Annotated in this window: 23 protein-coding genes and 1 other RNA gene; 10 read left to right on the forward strand and 14 right to left on the reverse strand. The window is 55.6% G+C overall.

The genetic code is table 11. The features are described 5' to 3' along the window. Nucleotides 1-258 precede the first annotated feature (258 nt). Nucleotides 259-1,869: a diguanylate cyclase gene (locus tag ACNQ6O_RS01910; protein WP_418051559.1), complete on the reverse strand. Its 1,611-nt coding sequence runs from the start codon at nt 1,867-1,869 to the stop codon at nt 259-261. Between the two features lie 253 nt (nt 1,870-2,122). On the opposite strand from ACNQ6O_RS01910, the gene ACNQ6O_RS01915 reads away from it, so the two are divergent. Both ACNQ6O_RS01915 and ACNQ6O_RS01920 read left to right on the forward strand, forming a co-directional pair. Continuing rightward, nucleotides 2,123-4,081 (forward strand): EAL domain-containing protein, encoded by a 1,959-nt coding sequence (locus ACNQ6O_RS01915; protein WP_418051560.1) that lies wholly within the window; start codon nt 2,123-2,125, stop codon nt 4,079-4,081. Nucleotides 4,082-4,088: 7 nt separating this feature from the next. Further along, nucleotides 4,089-5,141, forward strand: a complete 1,053-nt coding sequence (locus ACNQ6O_RS01920; RefSeq protein WP_418051561.1) for a DUF2333 family protein — start codon at nt 4,089-4,091, stop codon at nt 5,139-5,141. 80 nt (nt 5,142-5,221) lie between these two features. Here the strand turns inward: ACNQ6O_RS01920 and ppa are convergent, their stop codons facing one another. The 3 genes from ppa to rpiA form a co-directional block, all read right to left on the reverse strand. Further along, on the reverse strand, nt 5,222-5,749 hold the full coding sequence (gene ppa, locus ACNQ6O_RS01925) for an inorganic diphosphatase (RefSeq protein ID WP_418051562.1): 528 nt from the start codon (nt 5,747-5,749) through the stop codon (nt 5,222-5,224). 251 nt (nt 5,750-6,000) lie between these two features. Continuing rightward, nucleotides 6,001-7,140, reverse strand: a complete 1,140-nt coding sequence (locus ACNQ6O_RS01930; RefSeq protein ID WP_418051563.1) for an acyl-CoA dehydrogenase family protein — start codon at nt 7,138-7,140, stop codon at nt 6,001-6,003. A 137-nt stretch (nt 7,141-7,277) separates the two neighbouring features. Then, nucleotides 7,278-7,958: a ribose-5-phosphate isomerase RpiA gene (rpiA, locus tag ACNQ6O_RS01935; RefSeq protein WP_418051564.1), complete on the reverse strand. Its 681-nt coding sequence runs from the start codon at nt 7,956-7,958 to the stop codon at nt 7,278-7,280. A gap of 91 nt (nt 7,959-8,049) precedes the next feature. Between rpiA and ilvA the strand changes: the two genes are divergently transcribed. Then, nucleotides 8,050-9,627, forward strand: coding sequence for a threonine ammonia-lyase, biosynthetic (gene ilvA, locus ACNQ6O_RS01940; protein ID WP_418052257.1), 1,578 nt, complete (start codon nt 8,050-8,052; stop codon nt 9,625-9,627). 326 nt (nt 9,628-9,953) lie between these two features. After that, nucleotides 9,954-10,121 carry a hypothetical protein gene (locus ACNQ6O_RS01945; RefSeq protein ID WP_418051565.1) on the forward strand — a complete coding sequence of 56 codons (168 nt, stop codon included), beginning with the start codon at nt 9,954-9,956 and terminating at the stop codon, nt 10,119-10,121. Here ACNQ6O_RS01945 and ACNQ6O_RS01950 read toward each other — a convergent pair. The 6 genes from ACNQ6O_RS01950 to ACNQ6O_RS01975 all read right to left on the reverse strand — a co-directional run bounded on the left by ACNQ6O_RS01950 (nt 10,103) and on the right by ACNQ6O_RS01975 (nt 13,538). Then, nucleotides 10,103-10,699: a 5-formyltetrahydrofolate cyclo-ligase gene (locus tag ACNQ6O_RS01950; protein WP_418051566.1), complete on the reverse strand. Its 597-nt coding sequence runs from the start codon at nt 10,697-10,699 to the stop codon at nt 10,103-10,105. The two genes, ACNQ6O_RS01945 and ACNQ6O_RS01950, sit on opposite strands and share 19 nt — an antisense overlap. 4 nt (nt 10,700-10,703) lie before the next feature. Beyond that, nucleotides 10,704-10,883, reverse strand: a non-coding RNA gene (ssrS, locus tag ACNQ6O_RS01955) — 6S RNA. A gap of 61 nt (nt 10,884-10,944) precedes the next feature. Further along, complete coding sequence (locus tag ACNQ6O_RS01960) at nt 10,945-11,241, reverse strand: cell division protein ZapA (protein ID WP_418051567.1); 297 nt, start codon at nt 11,239-11,241, stop codon at nt 10,945-10,947. After that, entirely contained in the window at nt 11,241-11,447 is a 207-nt protein-coding gene (locus ACNQ6O_RS01965; protein ID WP_418051568.1) for a TIGR02449 family protein, read from the reverse strand. Before ACNQ6O_RS01965 ends, ACNQ6O_RS01960 begins: the two co-directional genes overlap by 1 nt. Nucleotides 11,448-11,565: 118 nt before the next feature. Next, on the reverse strand, nt 11,566-12,840 hold the full coding sequence (locus ACNQ6O_RS01970) for an ABC transporter permease (RefSeq protein ID WP_418051569.1): 1,275 nt from the start codon (nt 12,838-12,840) through the stop codon (nt 11,566-11,568). Further along, nucleotides 12,837-13,538, reverse strand: a complete 702-nt coding sequence (locus ACNQ6O_RS01975; protein ID WP_418051570.1) for an ABC transporter ATP-binding protein — start codon at nt 13,536-13,538, stop codon at nt 12,837-12,839. Before ACNQ6O_RS01975 ends, ACNQ6O_RS01970 begins: the two co-directional genes overlap by 4 nt. Before the next feature lie 69 nt (nt 13,539-13,607). Here ACNQ6O_RS01975 and ACNQ6O_RS01980 point away from each other — a divergent pair, with 69 nt between their 5' ends. Continuing rightward, the gene (locus ACNQ6O_RS01980; protein WP_418051571.1) at nt 13,608-14,123 is read left to right on the forward strand and encodes a DUF3299 domain-containing protein; all 516 of its coding nucleotides are present in this window, start codon (nt 13,608-13,610) and stop codon (nt 14,121-14,123) included. Between the two features lies 1 nt (nt 14,124). Here ACNQ6O_RS01980 and ACNQ6O_RS01985 read toward each other — a convergent pair whose 3' ends face one another. After that, nucleotides 14,125-14,688, reverse strand: coding sequence for a DUF2796 domain-containing protein (locus ACNQ6O_RS01985; RefSeq protein WP_418051572.1), 564 nt, complete (start codon nt 14,686-14,688; stop codon nt 14,125-14,127). 182 nt (nt 14,689-14,870) lie between these two features. On the opposite strand from ACNQ6O_RS01985, the gene ACNQ6O_RS01990 reads away from it, so the two are divergent. From ACNQ6O_RS01990 to ACNQ6O_RS02010, 5 genes are all read left to right on the forward strand, one after another. Further along, nucleotides 14,871-15,470 carry a UPF0149 family protein gene (locus ACNQ6O_RS01990; protein ID WP_418051573.1) on the forward strand — a complete coding sequence of 200 codons (600 nt, stop codon included), beginning with the start codon at nt 14,871-14,873 and terminating at the stop codon, nt 15,468-15,470. Between the two features lie 12 nt (nt 15,471-15,482). After that, entirely contained in the window at nt 15,483-16,802 is a 1,320-nt protein-coding gene (pepP, locus tag ACNQ6O_RS01995; RefSeq protein WP_418051574.1) for a Xaa-Pro aminopeptidase, read from the forward strand. A gap of 19 nt (nt 16,803-16,821) precedes the next feature. Continuing rightward, nucleotides 16,822-18,093: a 2-octaprenyl-6-methoxyphenyl hydroxylase gene (gene ubiH / locus ACNQ6O_RS02000; RefSeq protein ID WP_418052258.1), complete on the forward strand. Its 1,272-nt coding sequence runs from the start codon at nt 16,822-16,824 to the stop codon at nt 18,091-18,093. Next, entirely contained in the window at nt 18,083-19,306 is a 1,224-nt protein-coding gene (locus ACNQ6O_RS02005; protein ID WP_418051575.1) for an FAD-dependent oxidoreductase, read from the forward strand. Before ubiH ends, ACNQ6O_RS02005 begins: the two co-directional genes overlap by 11 nt. Nucleotides 19,307-19,373: 67 nt before the next feature. Continuing rightward, the gene (locus tag ACNQ6O_RS02010; RefSeq protein ID WP_418051576.1) at nt 19,374-20,288 is read left to right on the forward strand and encodes a DUF808 domain-containing protein; all 915 of its coding nucleotides are present in this window, start codon (nt 19,374-19,376) and stop codon (nt 20,286-20,288) included. Here ACNQ6O_RS02010 and ACNQ6O_RS02015 read toward each other — a convergent pair. The 3 genes from ACNQ6O_RS02015 to tatB are packed head-to-tail and all read right to left on the reverse strand — an operon-like array spanning nt 20,285 to nt 22,166. Then, a complete protein-coding gene (locus ACNQ6O_RS02015; RefSeq protein ID WP_418051577.1) occupies nt 20,285-21,004 on the reverse strand; it encodes a 16S rRNA (uracil(1498)-N(3))-methyltransferase in 720 nt (239 codons plus the stop codon). The genes ACNQ6O_RS02010 and ACNQ6O_RS02015 overlap by 4 nt on opposite strands. Next, nucleotides 21,001-21,774 (reverse strand): twin-arginine translocase subunit TatC, encoded by a 774-nt coding sequence (gene tatC / locus ACNQ6O_RS02020; protein ID WP_418051578.1) that lies wholly within the window; start codon nt 21,772-21,774, stop codon nt 21,001-21,003. The genes ACNQ6O_RS02015 and tatC overlap by 4 nt, the downstream gene beginning before the upstream one ends. Further along, nucleotides 21,771-22,166 carry a Sec-independent protein translocase protein TatB gene (gene tatB, locus ACNQ6O_RS02025; RefSeq protein WP_418051579.1) on the reverse strand — a complete coding sequence of 132 codons (396 nt, stop codon included), beginning with the start codon at nt 22,164-22,166 and terminating at the stop codon, nt 21,771-21,773. The genes tatC and tatB overlap by 4 nt, the downstream gene beginning before the upstream one ends.

Raw genomic sequence — 22,166 nt, forward strand, 5'->3', positions numbered from 1 at the left:
ATGAATTTTGCCTTGATTGTTTTTTACAGGATCGCCGAAGATAACGGCAGTTTGGCTAAATGGTGCGTACTTATTCGATTCAGATCAACACTTTTTAACAATCTTCGAATGAGTCTTTTGATCCTGAAAAAAGATTACACAGCAATTGCCTTAGGTGCGATGACATTTCGTTGATGACAAGCATTGTCGATGATGGCGAACAGGGCGGGTATTCGACATTGGTTTCATGGACCGGGCGGAATGCCCGGTCCGGAGAATTCAATCTTCGGCCAGTGTGACGCAGTTTCGACCGTTGGCTTTAGATACGTACAGGGCTTGGTCGGCTCGCTCGCACAGGGATTGGGAGCTGTCTCCTTGCCATGCGGCCAGCCCGCAACTGAAGGTGACTTTGAATTGGCGGTCGCCGGCCTCTTGCACGAGTTCGGCAAATCGTTCCCGGATTTCATTGACCACGTTGCGGGCATCGCCGGGGCGCGTGTTTGGCAGAATCAAGGCGAATTCTTCTCCACCGTATCGCCCGATGTGGTCGGATTTGCGCAGCCGCTGTTTCAGGAACATGGACAGGCTTCTAAGAATTCGGTCACCAATGGGGTGGCCAAAGGTATCGTTCACTTTCTTGAAGTAGTCCAGATCAATCATGGCGAAGCAAAGCGGCTGGTCTTTCTGGCGTGCCCTTACGATTTCCTGTTCCAGCAAGTAGAGGGTGTGGGTGTGATTGAAGAGCCCGGTCAGGCTATCGCGAATCATCAGTGCCAGCAGCGAACGGGCACGGCGCCCCCGGTTGTGCAGCGTGGCGATCAGGTGTTTGGGATCAACCGGTTTGGTCAGAAAATCATCGCCACCCAGACTCATGGCGTGCAATTGTTTGCCGACGTCGTCCTCTGCCGACAAGTAAATGATCGGTACGCTGTGGAATCTGTCCTGCTGGCGAATGACACGGGCAATCTCCATGCCCGTGCAGCCGGGCATGTACATGTCGAGCAGTATGATTTCCGGGGAGAACTCCTCCAGTGCCGTAATGATCTGCATGGGGTCGGTGATGATGTGGGCATTCATTCCGGCTTTTTTTAACACCGTTTCCATGAATTTGGCCTGAGCCCGGGAGTCGTCGAGCACCAGTACCCGGTACGGCTCGACCGTATTGCCGTGAGTGTAGGTTTCAATTTTCTCGATCAGCTGGCCAGGATCGACCGCCGGATAGAAAAACTCTTCGCCACCGCACCGGGATGCTCGCAATCGGGTTTCGATCGAGCCGTCTTCGTCACTCATGAAAATAATGGGAACGGGCGTGTCGTGCTGTTCCTGTAGGTGCTCGATCGTGGCTATCCCGGAAGAGGCTCCGCCACCAAAGTTGACGTCGATAAGGATAGTTTCGGGTTTGCTCAATGCGCACGCCGTCATCAAGTCATTGGGCGTCTTGTAGGCCGAGGCACGAAAACCGAAAAATTCGAGCTGTTTGATCATCTTGGCCGCGGATTCTTCGTCAGCAAGCGCGAGGTATACGGGCGTCCGGCGGAACGGGTGTGGCGCATCATTGCCTTCGTCACTGCGCCGTTGGGTGCAGTGTCGAAGAGCTTCCAGCGACTCTTCCAGAGCCTGTTGGTGATCAGCACTTAGTGGGGTATCAGAGCGCCATTGGGCCAGCCTTTCAAGAATACCGTCACCGGCGCGTGCGTGGCTTTCCATTTCGAAGCGGCGCGCATACCGAACCAGCTTGTCGGCGGCGGCTTCTAACGCATCTCTGTGAGAATGTGCTTGCTCCGAATCGTCGTGAAGTTTTTGCCAGGTATCCAGAACGACGCGCGCTTGTGTGGTTACACGGCGGGCGAAATGTTGTCTGAGTTTTTCCTTCTGGCTTTCGTCGCTCATTGTGCTCGGGCCTTTCTGTTATTGGTTGTTCTATCCGGCAGGATGAACTTATTTCTTAGTCAGGTTATGCGGAGGCTTCATAGTCCTTGGGTAGAGTCTATAGTGTTTAATGTTGTCGACGTAGACAGCACTTTGTAAATCTTTGTCAACTCTTGAAGGTGGTCACAGAGTTTGATGCGTCTTTAAATCTGGCCCGAGGTCTTGGATCTTTATGGCAGAGGAGCAGGTTACGAGCAGCCGACGGCAACATGGCATGCTGAGTCTTCGAGCGTTGCTGTTGGTCTTCACCGGCAGTTTGTTGGTGCTGATTTTGTTGGCCATTTTCTCGGTGAGTTTCAGCACGTTCCGGGATTATGTTTCCTCGCAGCATTTGGAACATGCGCAAGACGCGGCAACCGCGACAGGTGTAGCGCTCTCTAAGGCGGTTGACGCTTCCGATATTGTTGCCGCCTCATCGCTGATCGACGCCGTGTTCGATAGTGGCAGTTACCTGTCGGTGAAGTTTGTCGGCCATGAAGGCATTATGCTGGCGGGCAGGGTAATGCCCCTGCGCACAGTAATGGCACCGGATTGGTTTGTGCGGGTAGCGGCACTGCCAAAGCCCGAGGGCAAGGCGCAAGTTGTTCGAGGCTGGGCCCAGTTGGGTACCGTGCAGGTGGTCAGTAACCTGGGCCGAGCCTATGACGATCTTTGGCGAATTACCGTGGGGTTGCTGGCTGCCGTGGTATTGATCGGTGGTGTCGGAATGTTGGCGTTATGGTTTTTGTTACGACGCTTGCTTCGACCACTGAAAGAATTGGAGAAGCAGGCCCGAGCGCTCAGCCGGAGGGATTTCAGGAAACGGGTGATGGTGCGTTCGACTCGTGAGCTGAATCAGGTGACGGAAGCCATGAATCAGATGGCGGATGATCTTGGGCAATTGTTTGCGGGCCAGGGGAAGTTGATCCAGCATTTGCGCAAAGTAAATAACGAAGACGCGGTGACGGGCCTGGCAAGCCGCAGCGCGTTTGATCAGCGCCTGAAGGTCGAGGTTGAATCCGAGGAGAAGTCCGCACCGGGGGTGCTAATGCTGCTTCAGCTGAGCCGTTTTGGCGAGTACAACCATAGCCATGGTCGCGAAGAAGGCGACCAGTTGTTAAAGCAAGTCGGCAAGGTCATCAACACCTTTGTGAAGAAGCATGGCGGGGCGTTTGCAGGTCGTAGAACGGGTGCTGAATTTGCAGTGTATCTACCTGGCGCAGCACCCGTGGACGTTAAAGTGTGGTGTGAGGGGTTAACCGAGACGTTGGACGGGCTTTATTCGGATTTCGCATCGCCGGTTGAAACCAATGTTCATGCGGGGCTTGCCATTGCATCCCCTGAGGCGGATGTCCGTGACTTGCTGGCGGCTGCGGATACAGCGTTACGGACCGCTCAGCAGCGCGAGGAATCGTGTTGCTGGATTAAAGATGCCAATGCCAACAATTACCACACGATGGACACTTGGCGTGACATTATCAACGATGCCATTCGGGACCAGAAGTTGTCGCTTTGGCTACAGCCAATGGTGAGCGGCCCCGATCAAGAGCTGCAGTATTTTCAGGTGTTTTCCCGAATTTGTACGCCAGAGGGTGTACTGAAAGCGGGGGCGTTCGTGCCCATGGCAGAACGCCTAGGCCTTATCGCTGATATTGATCGGGTTCTGGTTGCCAGTGTGTTGGAGCGTCTTGAAGGCAATCCCAAGGAGCATCTTGCGATTTCACTGGGCTCCGCCTCGGTAGCGGATGCAAGTTTTCGGGAAGATGTTGTGGCCATGCTCGGTGCCGCCGGTTCCTTGAACGGCCGTTTGTGGGTTGGTATTTCGGAAATGACGCTGCATCACCACCGGGCTCAGGCGAGTCAGCTGATTCGAACTTTGGTTAAACTGGGCATCCCGGTTCTGGTGGATCGGTTTGGAGTTGGGGGCGTGCCGTTCAATTATCTGCGAAACTTGCCGTTGAGCGCTTTGCGGGTTGATAACAGTTTCGTTCATGGCCTGGATAGCCACGAGGATAATCGGTTCTGGCTCGAGGCGGTTGTCGGTATTGCACGAAGTCGGGGAGTGAAAGTTTTCGCGACGGGTGTAGAAAGAAGTGAGGAATACTCGGTACTCTGTAAATTGGGTATCGATGGCGCCATGGGCTACCATCTGGGACGCCCCTTCGCGGCCGATGAGAAATCAACTGGAGAGTAAACGTTATATGCCGGGTAAAATCAGACAGTACTTCAAGGACAAGAAAGAAGATGTTCAGGATTACACCGGTGGCAGCGGCGTAATCGGAAAGTTTATCTTGGCGCTGCTGGTGGTGTACCTGCTGATTACCATTGTGTTGGGGATCATCTGGAGCAGTGAGCCGGACAGCTTTTCGGTACGGGAACATACTCGCACCTTGGCTAGCGAGATGAATCGTGAACCGGTAGCCGGGTTTGCCACGACAGCCACGATGATTCGTTTGGCGGAGACGCTTTTGGATAAGCCGGGCGGCTATATTTCGAATGATATCTTCCCTCCTGGTCTTTGGATGGACAACATGCCGAACTGGGAATACGGCGTGTTGGTTCAGTTGCGGGATTTGTCTCGCTCTCTTCGTAAAGACATCAGCCGGTCTCAGAGCCAGTCTGCGGAAGACCCTGATCTGATCATTGCCGAGCCGCAGCTTCACTTTGACAGCGAGAGCTGGGCGATTCCTTCTACCGAAAACGAATACCGTCGTGGTATCAATGCGCTGAAGCGTTACCTGAACCGTTTGTCGGACCCAGAACAAAGCAATGCCCAGTTTTTCGCGCGGGCAGACAACTTAAACAACTGGCTGGCGGACTTGGAAACTCGGCTGGGTAGCCTGTCCAGAACACTGAGCGAAAGCGTGGGTAAAGCCTCGGTCTCTGAATCCATGTCGAACACTGATGAGAATGATCCGTTGTCTGAGGCGGTCAGTGGTGAAGATGTAAAGACAGATTGGACCAAGATCGACGATGTGTTCTATGAGGCGCGTGGCACGGCCTGGGCCTTGTTGCATATCTTCCGGGCGATGGAAGTGGACTTCCGGAAGGTGCTGCAGGATAAGAATGCCATGGCGAGTGTTCAGCAGATCATCATCGAGCTGGAGGGTACTCAGGAGTCTATGTGGAGTCCGGTGATTCTGAATGGCAGCGGTTTTGGTTTGTTGGCCAACCACTCGTTGACGATGGCGGCGTATTTGTCGCGGGCTAACGCGGCGATCAGCGATATGCGGGATTTGTTGTCGCGGGGCTGATGCCCGTTTGGACGTTTGTAGAATAAAAAAAAACCGGGCCGCTCTTGGAGAGGCCCGGTTTTTTTATGCTCGAAACACGATTAGCCTTTGTAGGCGTTAACCGAGTCTACGATAGCTTGTTTGGCTTCGGCAGCGTTGCCCCAGCCTTGTACTTTTACCCACTTGCCGGGCTCGAGAGTTTTGTAGTTCTCGAAGAAGTGGCGAATCTGGTCGCGCAGTAGGCCTGGCAGGTCGTCAATTTCTTTAACGTCGTGGTAAATGGTGGTCAGCTTGTCGTGAGGTACGGCAACCAGCTTGGCGTCACCACCGGCTTCGTCTTCCATGTTCAGTACGCCAACCGGACGGCAGCGGATAACAGAGCCGGCCTGGATTGGGTAAGGGGTCACAACCAGTACGTCCAGCGGGTCGCCGTCGTCAGCCAGGGTGTGAGGGATGAAGCCGTAGTTGGCGGGGTAGAACATGGGGGTGGCCATGAAGCGGTCTACCAGCAGAGCGCCCATGTCTTTGTCGAGTTCGTACTTGACTGGGGAGCTGTTAGCCGGGATTTCGATGGCTACGTAGATGTCTTCTGGCGGGTTTTTGCCCGCTGGGATGTTGTCGAATTGCATGAGAGTTCCTTCCTGATACGTTAGGTTCGTTTAACGGTGTTCGAAAAGTGGGCGTAATTATACGGGACTCTACAGGCATTCGAAACTAAACGTTGGTGGCGGGTTTACCTAGGCGGAAGCCCTTGCGGCGGAAGTCCTCCCAAAACACGCTACAAGCACATCCCTGTGCGCTCGATTCGGGCCATCCATGGCCCTCAACGGTTTTGGGAGGACTTCCGCCGCAAGGGCCCGAATTCTCTGGAAGTTTTTATCTACAGCCGGATCTGTTTTGCGATCAGTTCTTTCATGATTTCGGTGGTGCCCCCGCCGATGGAGAGGATCTTGGCGTCACGGTACAGCCTGTCCACCACGGATTCACGCATGTAGCCCATGCCGCCGAACAGTTGTACGGCTTCGCGGGTGACTTTTTCGCAGACGTCCACCGAGAAGTTCTTCGCCATGGCCACTTGTTTGATCGGGTTTTTTCCGGCTTGCATGAGTGCCGCGCAGCGGTAGGTGTATTCCCGGGCAATGTCGATTTGGGTGGCCATGTCGACGAGTTTGTGGCGGGTTACCTGGAAGCCGGAGACGGGGCGGCCGAAGGCTTGGCGTTGTTTGGTGTAGTCCAGCGCTACTTCGTAGGCCAGTTGGGCGGTCATGTACGCCATGATGGACAGGCTCAGGCGTTCGGCCAGGAAGTTGCTCATGATGGCGATGAAGCCGGCGTTTTCGGCGCCGATCAGGCGGTCGGCAGGGACTCGGCAATCTTCGAAGAAGAGTTCGGCGGTGTCGCTGGCCCACCAGCCCATTTTGCGGAGTTTGTTGCCGTTGGAGAAACCGGGCATGTCGCGGTCGATGAGCAGCAGGCTGATGCCAGCGTGGCCTTCGCCTCCAGTGCGGACGGCAACGGTGTAGTGGTCGGCTCGGGTGCCGCTGGTGATGAAGGTTTTGCTGCCGTTGACGATGTAATGGTCGCCGTCGCGAACCGCACGGGTTTTGAGGTTGGCAACGTCGGAACCGCCGCCCGGTTCGGTGACGGCGAGGGCGGCGATTTTTTCACCGCGCAGTACCGGGGGAACGACCAATTCACGGATTTCTTTTTTTGCCCACTTGGCAACCGGCGGCAGGCCGATGTCGAGGGAGCCGATACTGGCCACGAAGCCACCGGAAGTGGAGCGCATCAGTTCTTCGGAGACGGCTACCTTCAGGAAAATGTCGCCTTCACCAATGCCGCCCAGCGCTTCCGGAAATCCGATGCCGAGAAGGCCTGCTTCGCCAGCTTTTTTGTAGATTTCTCGGGGAAATTCGCCGGCTTCTTCCCATTCGTCGATATAGGGGCGGACGTGGGTTTCGATGAATTTGCGGGCTGTCAGGCGTACCTGTTCGTGGGTTTCGCTGAAATAGTCGGACATCGAGGCTTTCCTTTTATTCTTCGAATCAACCGAGTGTCGCTCAAATTTCGACACCAAGCAAGCGCTTGGTTTGTGTTTTGTGAGGCATAAAAAAAACCGGCGGGTCAGCCGGCTTTTAGGAAGTTTTTACAGAGGGATCAGCTTTTCTGGCGAGGAATGCTCTGCACGCCCTCGCTGGTGCCCAGCAATAGCAGGTCGGCAGGTCGGCGCGCGAACAGGCCATTGGTGACCACGCCCACAATGTTGTTGATTCTCTCTTCGACCTGAATCGGGCGGGAGATGTCCATGTTGTGGATATCGATGATGATGTTGCCGTTGTCAGTGGTTACACCGTCGCGATACACCGGGTCACCGCCGAGTTTTACAATTTCACGGCCAACGTGGCTGCGGGCCATGGGGATGACTTCTACGGGCAGGGGGAAGGCGCCCAGAATATCCACTTTTTTGGACTCATCGGCAATGCAGATGAAGGTTTTCGCCACGGCGGCTACGATCTTTTCACGGGTGAGGGCAGCGCCACCGCCTTTAATGAGTTCCAGCCGTTCGTTGGTTTCATCGGCGCCGTCTACGTAAAACTCCAGTTCGTCAATCGCGTTCAGGTCGTACACCGGAATACCGTGATTTTTCAGGCGCTCGGCGGTGGCTTCGGAGCTGGCGACTGCGCCGTCAAACTCGTTTTTGTAGTCAGCCAGAAAGTCGATAAAGAAGTTGGCGGTGCTGCCGGTACCGACCCCGATAACGCTCTTGCGGTTCAGGTGTGGGGCAATGTGGTCCATAGCGGCTTTTGCCACGGTTTTTTTGAGTTCGTCCTGAGTCATGTGGCGCTCCCGGTGAGATCGGATGAATTTATCCGCATTATACGCCTGCAGTCGTTCTGCTTATAGACGGCAGCCGTGCAAAGTTCCTAAACTGTACGTTTTTTCAAGCCGAACATCAGCAACCGGAACCATCATGCCGCAACGTTACATCAAGAAGATCCTCGATGCGCGGGTCTATGACATCGCTATCGAAACACCGCTAACTGAAGCCCGAAGTCTGTCTGCACGTTTTGGCAACAATATTATGCTCAAGCGTGAAGACCTTCAGCCGGTGTTTTCCTTCAAGATTCGTGGCGCATACAACCGGATTGCACAGCTTTCGGAAGAGCAAAAAGCCAAGGGCGTAATTTGTGCTTCCGCGGGTAACCACGCCCAAGGCGTAGCCATGTCGGCAAAGAAGTTGGGTATCAAGGCGATCATTGTGATGCCGCAGACCACGCCCGACATTAAAGTGAAGTCTGTCCGCGAGCGGGGCGCTAAAGTGGTTCTCAAGGGCGATGCCTTTGACGAAGCGGCTGCGCACGCCCAAGAATTGATTGCCAAGCATGGTTATACCTATATCCCGCCTTACGATGACCCGGATGTGATTGCGGGGCAGGGCACGGTGGCTATGGAAATGATGTGGCAATTTTCACAGCCGTTGCACGCCGTGTTTATTCCGGTTGGCGGTGGCGGTTTGATCGCCGGCATGGCCGCCTACATCAAGTACCTGCGCCCGGATATCAAAATCATCGGTGTAGAGCCGGAAGATTCCAATTGTCTGCAAGCTGCGCTGGCTGCAGGTGAGCGAGTCGTGTTGGACGAAGTTGGCATCTTCGCCGACGGCGTCGCGGTTAAGCAGATTGGTGAAGAGCCCTGGAACATCTGCAAAGACGCGGTTGATGAAGTAATCACCGTCAGTACCGACGAAATCTGCGCGGCTATCAAGGATGTATTTGAAGACACCCGTTCCATCGCAGAACCGGCGGGCGCTTTGTCTGTGGCCGGTATCAAGAAGTACATCGAGCGTGAGCAGCTGGAAGGCGAAAATCTCGCCGGAGTACTCAGCGGTGCGAACATGAACTTTGATCGTCTGCGCTACATCTCCGAGCGCACGGAAATTGGTGAAAAGCGCGAAGCGGTTCTGGCCGTGACCATCCCGGAACAACCCGGCGCGTTTAAGACCTTCATCAAGGCTTTGCACAAGCGCAGCATCACCGAGTTCAACTACCGCTACGCGGATGACCAGCAGGCGGTCATCTTTGTGGGCATCCAGATTCAGGCTGGCGGGCTTGGCCGAGAAGAGTTGCTACAAGACCTGAGAGAAATTGGCTACTCCGTAACCGACCTCACCGACAGCGATATGGCGAAACAGCACATCCGCCACCTCGTCGGCGGCCACGCACCATCGATTACCAACGAAGTGGTCTATCAGTTCGAATTCCCCGAACGCCCGGGCGCGCTGCTGAAATTCCTCATGTCCCTTGGCACCCGCTGGAACATCTCCCTGTTCCACTACCGCAACCACGGAGCGGCTTACAGCCGGGTACTGCTTGGCGCACAGGTGAACGCTGACGAAATCCAAGCCTTTGAAGAAATGCTGGAAAAAGTTGGTTTCCGTTACGAAAACATGACGGACAATGAGGCGTACAAGCTGTTCTTGGGAGCTGGTAACGGCAAGTCGGAGTAATCCATTTTCGCAGATAGATGGCTTCCGGTGCGCGGGGGCTAAGTATGCTGTAGAAGGGAGGGCTGTAGGGGCTTTGAGAAACTGTGCGGAGCCATGGATGGCGGAGCTCAAGCGTCACATGGACGTGCCGACGGAGCGTGTTTCGCAAAGCCCCTACAGCCCTTGCTTCGGGCGGAAGGCCAGCAGGACAAACCCTTACGTAATCGTAACCCGTCAAAAATTGTAAAATTAAAATTAGATGTTAGTCTTTCGTCTAATTCTTGATATCAAGAATAGCCAACTGATTTTCCGACCATTTACTTAGAAGAATAACGGGAACGTGCCCCATGGGTAACAAGCCAGACATCATCCGCACTATCGTGTTTATCTTTGCTGTCGGCCTGGTAATTACCGGTGTGACCACAACCATTCAAGCGTCTGAAGACAAACGCTCGGCCAGAGACGTGCCCGTAACCAGCTTCGTCCCGTCAGCCGATTATCGCTTGAACCGATAACACTGCTTATCTGTTACCACCCCGTGGAGAGGCACATCCCACGGCTCAATTGGTAACGACGACACCTTCTGAAACTCATGAGCAAGCCCGATCAACTTCGGTGCCATAGCCGGCCGTATTCTGCTGAATGCAAACGTGCGGTCATAGAACCCGCCGCCCATACCTAGCCTGCCGCCTTGCCCATCAAAGCCCACCAGTGGAAACAGAACTGCATCCAACGACCAGGCTGGCCTGCGCCGAGCTTCCGGGAACGGGGGTTCGGGAATGCCAAAACGATTAGGGACGAGTTCCATGCCGTTTCGATACGGACTAAACACCAACTTGCCGGGATAAACCGGGTGTAGAACCGGTAAATAGAACTGGATGCCCTTGCGTTTCCCGAGATCAATAAACAAGTGTGGATCGATTTCGCCGTCATTGGCCAGATAAATGGCAATGTGCTTGGCGCGGTACAAATCCGGGTGCTTAAGCAGATTAAGTGCGAGATGTTCTGAGGCTTGTTGCTGTTGTTCGAAAGAGAGATTGTTGCGCCGGCTGCGCAATGCTTTGCGGAGATCGCTTCTGGAAAGGGTGTTCAAAATAAAGCTTCCCGGGCTGCCGTTATCGGATGTGGCCCTTGAACCCAAAGTTCAAGGTCGGTGACCGCTGTGACATATTAGGCTTTCCCCCGCGGGGGACATGCTCACAATGCCCTGAAGTGGTCACCTGGGTAAAGCGCATCGGCTCGAGGACGTACCCGACCAGCGAACAGCCCAGGAAGTTGAACTATTATAGGGCCAAGGCCGACCCCGATTGCAAGCCCAATTCCTGAATCAATCTATGATCAGCTGTCGGATGGGGTGCCCAAAGCCTCGTCCAGGCGGTCGTCCATCGCTTTTAGAAGGCTACTGGTGGCTTCAGACATGGTGTCTCGCTCCAGCAAAGAGTGCGTGATATTCAGGGCGGCCATCACGGCAATGCGCTCAGTGCCGAATACCTTGCCGGTGGAGCGGATTTCCCGCATTTTGTTGTCCAGATGCCGGGCGGCGCGCAGCAGCGCTTCTTGCTCTTCTTGCGGACAGGCAACCAAATATTCTTTGTCGAGGATTTTAACTGCGACGGTGGTTGACGACTGTGACATCAGTGGTGCTCCAGTGCCCGAAGGCGGCCAATCATGGCTTCAATCTTGTTTTTGGCAAGATCGTTTTTTTGCATAAGCTGGGCTCGTTCTCTATTCCAATCGTCTTGCGCTTCACGCAGCAAAACGTTGTCCTTTTCGAGCTTTTCGAGGCGCTCGATCAGTTTGTCCAGCTTGTCCGCTAATACCTGTACTTCGGACTGTTCCATGACGTGCTCAGTGTGAGTAATTTGGATTGCAGTAACTATAAGTGCCCGCACCACAACGGTCAATTTACCGCATTGTCATGGCGCGGGCTCCGTGAAGTGTGTCACCTTTAGTGTCAGGTTAAATCTGACTGCTGCCAAATGACATTTTTCGGCTTTTCCTCCAGTGGTGCCAGGACGGTACCAGTGAAATGGCGAAGGCCACCACTGGAACCATGCCAATCAGTAGCCACTCATCAGAATTCAGGGCCCGCAATCCGATGTGAATGCCGTAATGCTCCAGTAGCCAAGGGCTGAGGGCTGATATGGCTCCGGCGCCCATGAGTATGCTCAAACCGCAGGAGGTGGTCGCAAGGACAATGCATTCCACACTGTAGAGCGCCGCAATCAGGCCTGGCGAGGCGCCCACCGCTCGCAAAATGGCCACTTCCCGGTGCCGCTGAGACTGAATCGTTAATAAGACAGCAATCAAGCCGATCAGGCTGGTGGCCACTACAAACACGCTGATGCCCAAAAGTGCCTGCTCAAATTGGCCCATCATGCGCCATAGTTCGCTCAGCGCGACCCCGGGTAAAATGGCCGATAAAGGTTCGTCGGGAAACTGGCTAAGTTCACGCTGCAACTGGAAGGTCATAATCGGGGTTTTCAAACCGACCAGCATTGCTGTGATGGCGTCGGGTGTGAACGAGCGAGCCTCAGCCGCACTTGCCGACAAGGTGCGGCCCGGGATGGCAACGCCGGATTCCCAGCCCACGTGCATTGCTTCCATGGCCTCGAGGCTGATATAGACCGCTTGGTCGATCGGCGTGCCGGTGGTTTCCAGAATGCCAGACACCCGGAAAGGCAGGTCGGTGTGATTGGAGAAGCTGGTGCGTCCTCCACCATGAGAAAGAACGATCTGATCACCCGGGCTGTGTTGAAGTTTGCGGGCGACGTCGGCCCCGAGTGTGACGTCAAACAAGTCGGAGAACCAATGCCCTTGCGCAAGTTTCAGCTTTTGGTCGTTGCCATACTGAAACTTTTTTAGAAACTGTTCGTTGGTGCTCACCACCCGGTAGCCCTGATAGCTGTCTCCCAATGAAATGGGGACAGCCCAGTCCACCCGCGGATCGCTGTTGATTTTGTTAAAGCTGGACCAGCGAATGTTGTTGGTGGCATCGCCAATGTGAAACACCGTATACAGCAACAGGTTCAGCTGCCCACTGCGGGCACCGACAATCAAATCGGTGCCGGAGATGGTACTGGTAAACGATTGACGAATTTCAGTACGAAGGTACTGAATGCCCAGCAGGAGCGTGACGCTGAGCGTGAGGGTCAGGCATACCAGAGCAAGTACCCGGCGGCGATACCAGAGGCTGGCTCCCGCCAATGACAGGGTAAGGCGAAGATTGTTCATTGTTCACCTCCCAATGACAGTTGTTGATGGAAGTGCTTCGCCAGACTCCGGTCATGACTGACGAACACGACAGAGCAGCGGTGCTGGTGGGCCAGAGTCAGGAGCAATTCGATGAAACGGTTTCGATTGTCTGTGTCCAGGGCCGAGGTTGGCTCATCCGCCAGAATGACTTCCGGGGATCCGATCAAGGCGCGCGCCGCGGCAACGCGTTGCTGTTGGCCGATGGACATGTCGGTGACTTGTCGGTGCCAGAGCGGTTCAGGGATTGAGAGTTGTTGCAGCAGAGAGGTAGCTACTGTTTCCGGGTGGTTTTGGGTTTGCTGTCGTCGACGGGCGGATAGTCGGCAGGGCAAGGTGACATTGGCGAGCGCGCTCAAATAGGGCACCAGATTGAACTGTTGAAAAATAACGCCCATGTGGTCGGCTCGGAATTGATCACGGGCACCGCCCTTCAATTTGCTCAGGTTGGTGCCAAGCATGTTCACGGTGCCTGTTTCTGGCAACATCATGCCTGCGAGCATGCTTAGCAGAGTGCTTTTTCCGGTGCCACTGGGGCCGCGCAAAAAAAGATGCTCGCCCCGGTTCAGTTGGATGTCAGGAAAATGCAGGGGAGTCTGTTGCTTGGCCCAGCGAAACCGGAGTTGACGGGTTTCAATGGCGCTTGAGCCAGAAGGTTGTTGTGCTGTCTCGATGTTCATGTCCGCTGTATCGGTTCCGTTGTATGATGGCCGCAATCGTCTGGTATACCCCAAGTGGAGTTGCGTTTCATGTTGTTGACGTTAAATGCTCGCGCAATGATTGCGAGCCTTGGACTGGTGGTCCTGGTTTTGGTTTCCGGGTTGGTGGAGGCAAAGCCCAGAGAAATCGACTGGCTTGAATTGATGCCGGCTGAGGACCTCGCTTTGCTCGAAAGCCTGCCGGAGGTGGAGCACGACGGAGATGGCCCGGCCTTGCTCCCGGATGAAATAATGACCGGCCGAGTGGTGCCTGAAATGGCCAACGTTGAAGGCCGGATTCCCGGTTTCGTAGTCCCGCTGAAAACCACCAAAGACATGCGCATCCTCGAATTCTTTCTGGTGCCATATTACGGGGCCTGTATCCACGTGCCACCCCCACCGCCCAATCAGATCATTCATGTGAAATACCCGGAAGGGTTCACCTTGCAAGCGCTATACGATCCGGTCTGGATTGAGGGGCAGCTGACCATCGAAAAAACCGAGAACGCGATTGGAGCATCCTCTTACTCGATCAAGGCCAGCTCTGTAGAACCCTATGCCGACTGACCTATCGGCTGAGTTGGAAGCGATGGTTGCCGGGAGTCAGGCGGGCGCCGTTCTGGCCGTTGGGGCTGACCCATTGCACATTGAGCTGTTCCAGGCCGGGGAAGCGTTCGAATAACCCGGTGTCCAGTTCGGACGCATCTTGCAGCCCGGGGCAGTGGAGGCGCTGGGTAACCTCCGTGTCGCTGTGCCTGGTGTTCCCATGGTTGTGCTCATGATGATCATCCGTGTGTTGGTGGGCGTGTTTATCTTGCCAGCCGGTATGCACGTTTGATTGCTCTGGTGAGCATTGTTGGTTTGCGATGTTTACGAGGGGGTTATGCTTGAGCCAGTCAACCGCGGAATCGACCGATCGATGCTGTTCTGCAGAGTGTGGCGAGTGCTCGAAGCCAACCAGATTGTAGGCTGGCGACAGCAATAGCACATTGATTTGCTCGCCGGAGATGGCAACCTGAAGCTCGGCAAGTCCATGCTGGTGCGCTTGCAGATTTTGTTGCGCGAAGAGCGGGGCGGTATGAAGTCCAAGTGCCAATATCCCTGTGAGCGTTAGGGGGTATTTAAGTTTCATCGGTAGCCTTTTGTGATTTTTCGATATGTTATAACATTTTTGTCTTGAGCTGACAGAAAAGCAACCCCAGGGGTGCGCTGGCAGTGCCACAACTGCCGCGGAATGCTAGGATATAGCCCTAAATATGATCGGAGTTACCTGTCTGGCAGGTGAGCTCCCCCGATACAGGAAGCTGCTGTTTCATGTCTGAAACCGATACCACCGCTGCCGCCCGAGCTGCAGAGTTCGAGCAATGGGCCAATGTGTTCACTGCCCATAAAGCCTTCAGTCATCCGTCCGAGTTGCACGGCGTACTGTGTGGTCAATTGGCGGCAGGCACCCGCATCCCGGAGCCGGATTGGCTGGCCATGGTCTGTGACCACATGGGGCTGGCTGAGCAGGCGTTGGAAGAATCCGAAGAGCTCGCGCCTTTCATGAACGGCGCTTACGCGAAAACGCTGGCGCAGTTGCAGTCTTCGGATATGAGCTTTCAGCCATTGTTGCCGGACGACGATTACGCCATTGAGCAGCGCTTGGAAGCCTTAGTGTCTTGGGTTCGCGGCTTTCTTGAAGGCATGGCTCTGGCTGCCGGTGCGTCTCTGGGCCAGGCTCCGGATGAAATCCGTGAGCTGATTGAAGATCTGGTCGCCATCAGCCAGCTGTCCGACGAAGAAGAGTCGGATGAAGAAAGTGAACAGCAGCTGCTGGAGATCACTGAGTATGTTCGGCTGGGTGCGCTGACCGTCTTCACCGAATTTAACGAGCCTGAGAAACCCGCGGGCAACGCGCCGACTTTGCACTGATCAGGAGATATCATGGCTGTAACGATTTCGACCAAAGAGTTCGCTGAGCGTCGTCGCAAACTGATGGGGCTGATGGCACCGGACAGCATTGCGATCTTGCCGGCAGCACCGGAGCGGGTCCGAAATCGGGACGTGTTGCATCCGTTCCGTCAGGACAGCGATTTTCAGTACCTGACCGGCTTTGGCGAACCGGAAGCGGTGCTGGCTTTGATTCCAGGGCGCGAGCACGGAGAAGCCGTGCTGTTCTGTAAAGAGCGAAACCCTGAAAAGGAGCTTTGGGACGGTTTTCTGGTCGGTCCCGAAGGGGCCATCGAGCGTTACGGACTAGATGACGCCTTCCCGATTGCCGATATCGATGACATCTTGCCGGGCATGATTGAAGGCCGAAGCCGGGTCTATTACCCGCTGGGCAAAGACGATGCTTTTGATACTCGGGTGATGGACTGGGTCAAAGTGATCCGCAGTAAAGTGCGGGCCGGCGCTCACCCTCCCGGTGAGTTTGTGGCCCTTGAGCACCTGCTGCACGACTTGCGCCTGTACAAAAGCGCCGGTGAAGTGAAGGTGATGGCGAAAGCTGCCGAAATCAGTGCCGAGGCGCATTGCAACGCTATGAGGCGTGCTCGTAAGGGCGGTTATGAGTACAACCTTGAAGCCGAACTGATTCGCACCTTCATGGACCACGGCGCGCGCTCAACGGCTTACCCGTCCATTGTCGGTGGCGGAGCTAACGGCTGTATTTTGCATTACATCGAGAACAGCGCGCCCTTGAAAGACGGTGACTTGGTCTTGATTGATGCTGGCTGTGAGCTGGAATGCTACGCATCGGATATTACCCGCACCTTCCCGGTCAGCGGGAAGTTCAGCCCGGAGCAGAAGGCGCTCTATGAGGTGGTGCTGGCGGCTCAGTACGCCGCCATCGACGCAGTTCGCCCCGGCAACCACTGGAACCATTCCCACGAAGCGGCGCTGAAGGTATTGACCCAAGGGCTGATTGATCTGGGCCTATTGTCAGGCTCCTTGGAAGACGCGATAGCAGAGGAAGCCTACAAGCCGTTTTTCATGCATCGGACCGGCCATTGGCTGGGATTGGATGTTCACGATGTGGGTGATTACAAAGTGGGTGATGCCTGGCGTGAGCTGGAGCCGGGCATGGCGCTGACGGTTGAGCCAGGCCTGTACATCTCGCCGGACAACACCGATGTTGATGAAAAATGGCGCGGTATTGGTATTCGAATCGAGGACGATGTGGTGGTTACCAAAGACGGTTGCCGCGTATTGACTGACGGCGTACCGAAATCCGTTGCCGACATTGAAGCCCTGATGGCGGACTGACCCTGTGACCGAAGCCCGAATGGATACCGATCTGATTATTGCCGGCGGGGGCCTGGCTGGCGCGACCTTGGCGCTGGCCGTGGCTCGCGTGATACCGGAACTTCGGGTGACGGTGGTCGAAAGCTTCCCGCTGTCACCGGACGCCTTGCCGGAAGACTACCAGCCCAGTTACGACGCTCGTTCGACCGCGCTGGCGTGGGGTTCCCGGGTTATTTTTGAAGAGCTGGGGCTTTGGTCGGCCTTGTCTGAGCATGCCACACCGATTCAGCACATTCATGTCTCAGACCGTGGTCGGTTCGGCGCAACCCGCCTGCATGCCAAAGACCATCATCAGGAAGCCTTGGGTTATGTGGCGGACAACCGCTGGATGGGGCTTTGCCTGATGCGCGCTCTGCTGGCGGCCAACGTCCGCTGGGAAGCGCCGGCTGAGGTGGTCGATATGATGCCGCTCAGCCAGGGCGTGCGGGTCAGTATCCGTAAAGATGGTGAAGACCAGCAGTTGACCGGCCAGTGCTTGGTGGTGGCCGATGGCGGCCGTTCCGGGTTGCGGGAAAAGCTGGGCTTTCAGCCGCGCACAGTGGACTACGGCCAGAATGCCTTGATTGCAAACGTAACCACCAGCGAGGCTCACCAGTTCACCGCCTTTGAGCGCTTCACCAAATCCGGCCCCATGGCCATGCTGCCCCAAGGCTCACCGGCGCGCGCCGGACACGATTCTGCGCTGGTCTGGACCTTGGACGACAACGCTCTGGAAGCATTGCTTGAGCAGACGGACGAAGACAAGTGCCGCTCCCTGCAAGAGCGCTTCGGCTGGCGTTTGGGGCGCATCACCCGCATTGGCCAATGCAATCACTATCCCTTGACACTGACCACCGTGGACGAAGCGGTTCGCCCGGGCGTGGTTCTGGTGGGGAACGCGACCCATGCGTTGCACCCAGTTGCGGGGCAGGGCTTTAACCTCGCATTGCGGGGATTGATGGCTTTGGTAGAGCAGTTTCGCGTGGCGACGGATGAAGGTGTATCGATCGGCTCGCTGTCGGTGCTGGGCGAGTATCAGCGCCGTCATCGTCAGGATTGGCAGCAAACCGTGCAGTTCTCGGATTCACTGATTCGGGTATTCGGACAATCCCTGCCACCTTTGGCGCTTGCCCGTGATGCGGGTTTGGTGGGGTTGGATCTGGTGCCTGCCGCCAAGCGCTGGTTTGCCCGTAAAGCGATGGGTACCGGAGGTCGCAAGCCAGTGATGCCATCCGTCAAAGCCACCGAGGAGAGTGCCCGTTATGAGCCATGAGTCTGGAACACAGCGTTTCGACATTCTGGTGGTCGGTGGCGGCATGATTGGCTCAGCCTTGGCGCTGGGATTAGCCCGACAGGGTTGGCAGGTAGGGCTGGTTGAAGGGGCCCCGATTGAAAGCTTGCTAAAGAGCCCGAGTGCGGCGGCTGACGTTGAAAGTTTTGAGCCAAGAGTCAGCGCGATTTCGCTGGCCAGCGAGCGCTTATTGAAAAGCTTGGATGCCTGGTCTCGGGTGCAGGCTGGTCGCCATTGCGGCTACCGTGAAATGATTGTCTGGGACGGCGACGGCACCGGTCGAATTCACTTCGATGCCGCCGAACTCCATGCCCGTTCGCTAGGAACGATTGTGGAAAACCGGAACATTGTCCGCGCTTTGTTCGAATGCTTGGCCGAGAGCAGCGTTACCTTGCTTGACGGCGTGCGGGTGCAAGGTTGGGTTCGCGGTGAAGGTGTTCAACTGGAAGACGGTCGCCTGCTGGCGGCCGATTTGGTGGTGGGTGCCGATGGCGCTATGTCCCGCCTGCGCCAGTGGAGTGGGTTGGCCACCCGGGAGTGGGATTACGATCAGCAAGCCATTGTCGGCACGGTTCGCACTGGCCAGTCGCATCGCTTCACGGCTTGGCAAAGTTTTACCCCAACCGGGCCACTGGCCTTCTTGCCTTTGACTAACGAAACCGGCGATGAGCATTTCTGCTCGTTAGTTTGGTCGCAGGATACCGACGAGGCCCGCCGACTGATGGCGCTCGAAGCAGACAGTTTTAGAAAAGAGCTCGAAGCGGCGATTGAGGGGGAGCTGGGTGAGGTATTGGAGGTGTCCAAACGATTTACCTTTCCGCTGCGCCAACGCCACGCCAAAGATTATGTAACCGATGGCCTGGCTTTGGTTGGCGATGCAGCTCACACCATTCACCCGCTGGCGGGACAGGGTGCGAACCTCGGCTACGGCGATGTTCGGGTTCTGCTGGAAGAACTGGAGCGCGCCAGGGAGCTTGGCCTGACCCCGAACGACGAACTTGTGCTGGCTCGGTACCAGCGTCGCCGTAAAGGGGAGAACCTCACGATGATGGCGGCGATGGAAGGCTTCAAACAGCTCTTTGCCCGGGATGAGTTGCCCATCCGTTGGCTGCGTAATGCCGGTATGCGTTGGTTCGATAAGCTGGCGCCGCTAAAAAACCGTATCGCTGCGGAAGCTATGGGGATCGACGGGTAGCGCTGCCACAGACTATTCCGTAAACTTTTCTGATCGAATTCGACCCCAACAGACAAAGGAATTGTTTATGGCAGGCGCCAGCCTTCTTACCCTTCTCGATGACATCGCGACGATGTTGGATGATGTGGCCTTGATGACCAAGGTTGCCAGCAAGAAAACAGCTGGTGTCTTGGGGGATGACCTGGCGCTCAACGCTCAGCAAGTCGCTGGCGTGAAACCCGCTCGGGAATTGCCTGTGGTTTGGGCGGTTGCCAAAGGCTCGATGCTGAATAAATGCATCCTTGTGCCCGCTGCAGTAGCGATCAGTTTTTTCCTTCCGTGGTTGGTTATTCCGCTTTTGATGCTTGGTGGTGCTTTTTTATGCTTTGAAGGCTTTGAAAAAGTCGCCCACAAATTCTTGCACGGCAAGGAGGAGCAGGCACACAAAGAAAACCTTCGAAAAGCCCTGAAAAATCCTGACGTGAATCTGAAAGAAGTCGAGCGGGAAAAGATCAAAGGTGCTATTCGAACCGATTTCATCCTTTCCGCCGAAATTATTGCGATCACCTTAGGGATCGTGGCCGAGAAAAGTCTTGGGATGCAGTTTGCCGTGCTTTCGGTCGTCGCGGTGATGGTGACCGTGGTGGTATACGGTTTGGTGGCGGGTATCGTGAAAATTGACGATGGAGGACTGTATCTGAGTCAACGAGACTCGGCGGTACTTCAGCGTATCGGTGACGGCATACTTTGGTTGGCACCCTACATGATGAGGACCCTGACCATTGTTGGCACCATTGCCATGTTTTTGGTGGGCGGCGGTATTCTCACACACGGTATAACGCCGGTTTACGAGGCCATTCGAGGATTCGCGGCCGAGGTAGGCGGCCTTGGTGCTGTTTTGATCCCGACCTTGGGTGATGGACTGTTCGGGTTAATCGCGGGAGGCGTATTAGTGGCCGTGCTTACGCCTGTTATTAAGCTTTGGCAAAAACGAAACGCTTAAAGGCAGGCATCGAACAGGCGGCTGACCAGCACCGGAACCGCTGTTTCCACCCTAAGAATACGGGGGCCAAGGTGCACACTTTGGCAGCCCGCTTCCTCCAGTTTTCTGACTTCGTAATCGGTAAAACCACCTTCTGGACCGATGCACAACGCTGCCGGTTCATTCAGGTGCGTCGGGCAGGGAATCGCTGTGCCCGGGTGGGCAACCAATGCCCGTTTTCCGCTCAGGAGTGCCGGTAGCTCATCTTCGACGAAGGGTTTGAACAGTTTGCGAATGTGCACCTTTGGCATCAGGGTGTCTTTGGATTGCTCCAGCCCAAGTGTCAGGTTTTCCTGCAGGTTCTCCTCCGACAGCCAGGGCGTTTGCCAGAAGCTTTTCTCCACCTTATAGCTATTGATCAGCCAGATGTCTTTAACCCCTAGCGAGGCACAGGTTTGCAGGGTGCGTCGGAGCATCTTGGGGCGGGGCATGGCGAGAATCAGGGTCAGAGGCAGCGGAGTGGGTGCGGTCTGCCCCAGGGAGACCTGTAGCTCGGCTTCGGTGTCGGTGAGGCGGAGTACTTCGCCATAGCCCATAGTGCCGTTCACGCGGCCCACAGCGATGCGGTGGCCGGTCGCAGATTTAAGTACGGTTTTCAGGTGCTCTAAGCGCCGACCGCGCAGCAGTGCGCGGTCGGTATCGATGAAGTCTTCATCAAACAGTAAGGCCAGGTTCATTGGCTGCCCAGTTCTTCCTCGTCGGTGTCTTGTCGTTCTTTGTAGGCCAGGCGACCGAACAAGATGCCGAACTCGAACAAGATCCACATGGGGACCGCTAACAGGGTCTGTGAAATGATGTCGGGCGGTGTCAGCAGCATGCCGATGATGAAGCAGGCCACCACGACGTAAGGGCGCTTGGCTGCCAGATCGTTGGGTGTGGTCGCGCCAGTAAGAATCAGCAATACGGTGGCAATGGGGATTTCAAAGGCCACGCCGAAGGCGAAGAACATCTTCAGGATGAAGTTTAGATAGCTGGCAATATCAGGTAATTCGATGATGCCTTCCGGCCCGATGGCGGTAAAAAAGCCGAAAACCAGCGGGAATACCACAAAGTAGGCGAAGGTGGCACCGCCATAAAACAGGATGACCGAGGTAAACAGCAACGGGAACGCCAGCCGTTTTTCGTGCGCATAAAGCCCCGGCGCCACAAAACTCCAGAGCTGATAAAGAATGATGGGGATGGCAGCAAAAACTGCTAATACCAAGGCCAGCTTCAGAGGTGCAAAAAAGGGCGAGGTGATGTCTGTGGCGATCATCATCTGGCCTTCGGGCAGCAGGTCCCGCAAAGGCTGCGACAGAAGCAGATAAAGGTCGTTGGCAAAGGGGTAAATCACGGCAAAGCAGATAATGACTGCCAGTACCATTTTCAGCAATCGGTTGCGCAGCTCAAGCAAATGCTCGATCAGAGGCATTTCTGGAGCCTGATGGCCTTCGGGTGTTGAACTCATGAACGGTTTTCCGACGAATTCCCTGAGTTTTGGTCCGGGTTACTGCTTGGCTGGTCGTTCGAGCTGGCACTTTCAGGCTGCGTGGGTTTGGCTTTCCCCGGACTATTTTCCGGCAAAATCATGTGTTCGTATTTTTTAGCCTCGTCCAGCGCGCCCTTTACGGTCTTCTCGACATCCTCCAGGCCCACGTCACCGGCTTTACGCAGTTGTTCCCGCAGTTCTTCCGCTTTCAGTTCGCGGTCCAGCTCTGAGGTGAATTGCCTGACCATACGGCGGGCACCGCCGACCCATCGGCCAGCCGTCCGGGCAGCCGAAGGTAGCCGCTCCGGACCGAGGACGAGCAGTGCGATGATGCCGCAGATGAGAAGCTCAACAAAGCCAATATCGAACAT

Origin of the sequence: Marinobacter sp. SBS5, from assembly GCF_048285575.1 — a bacterium.
GTDB lineage: Bacteria > Pseudomonadota > Gammaproteobacteria > Pseudomonadales > Oleiphilaceae > Marinobacter.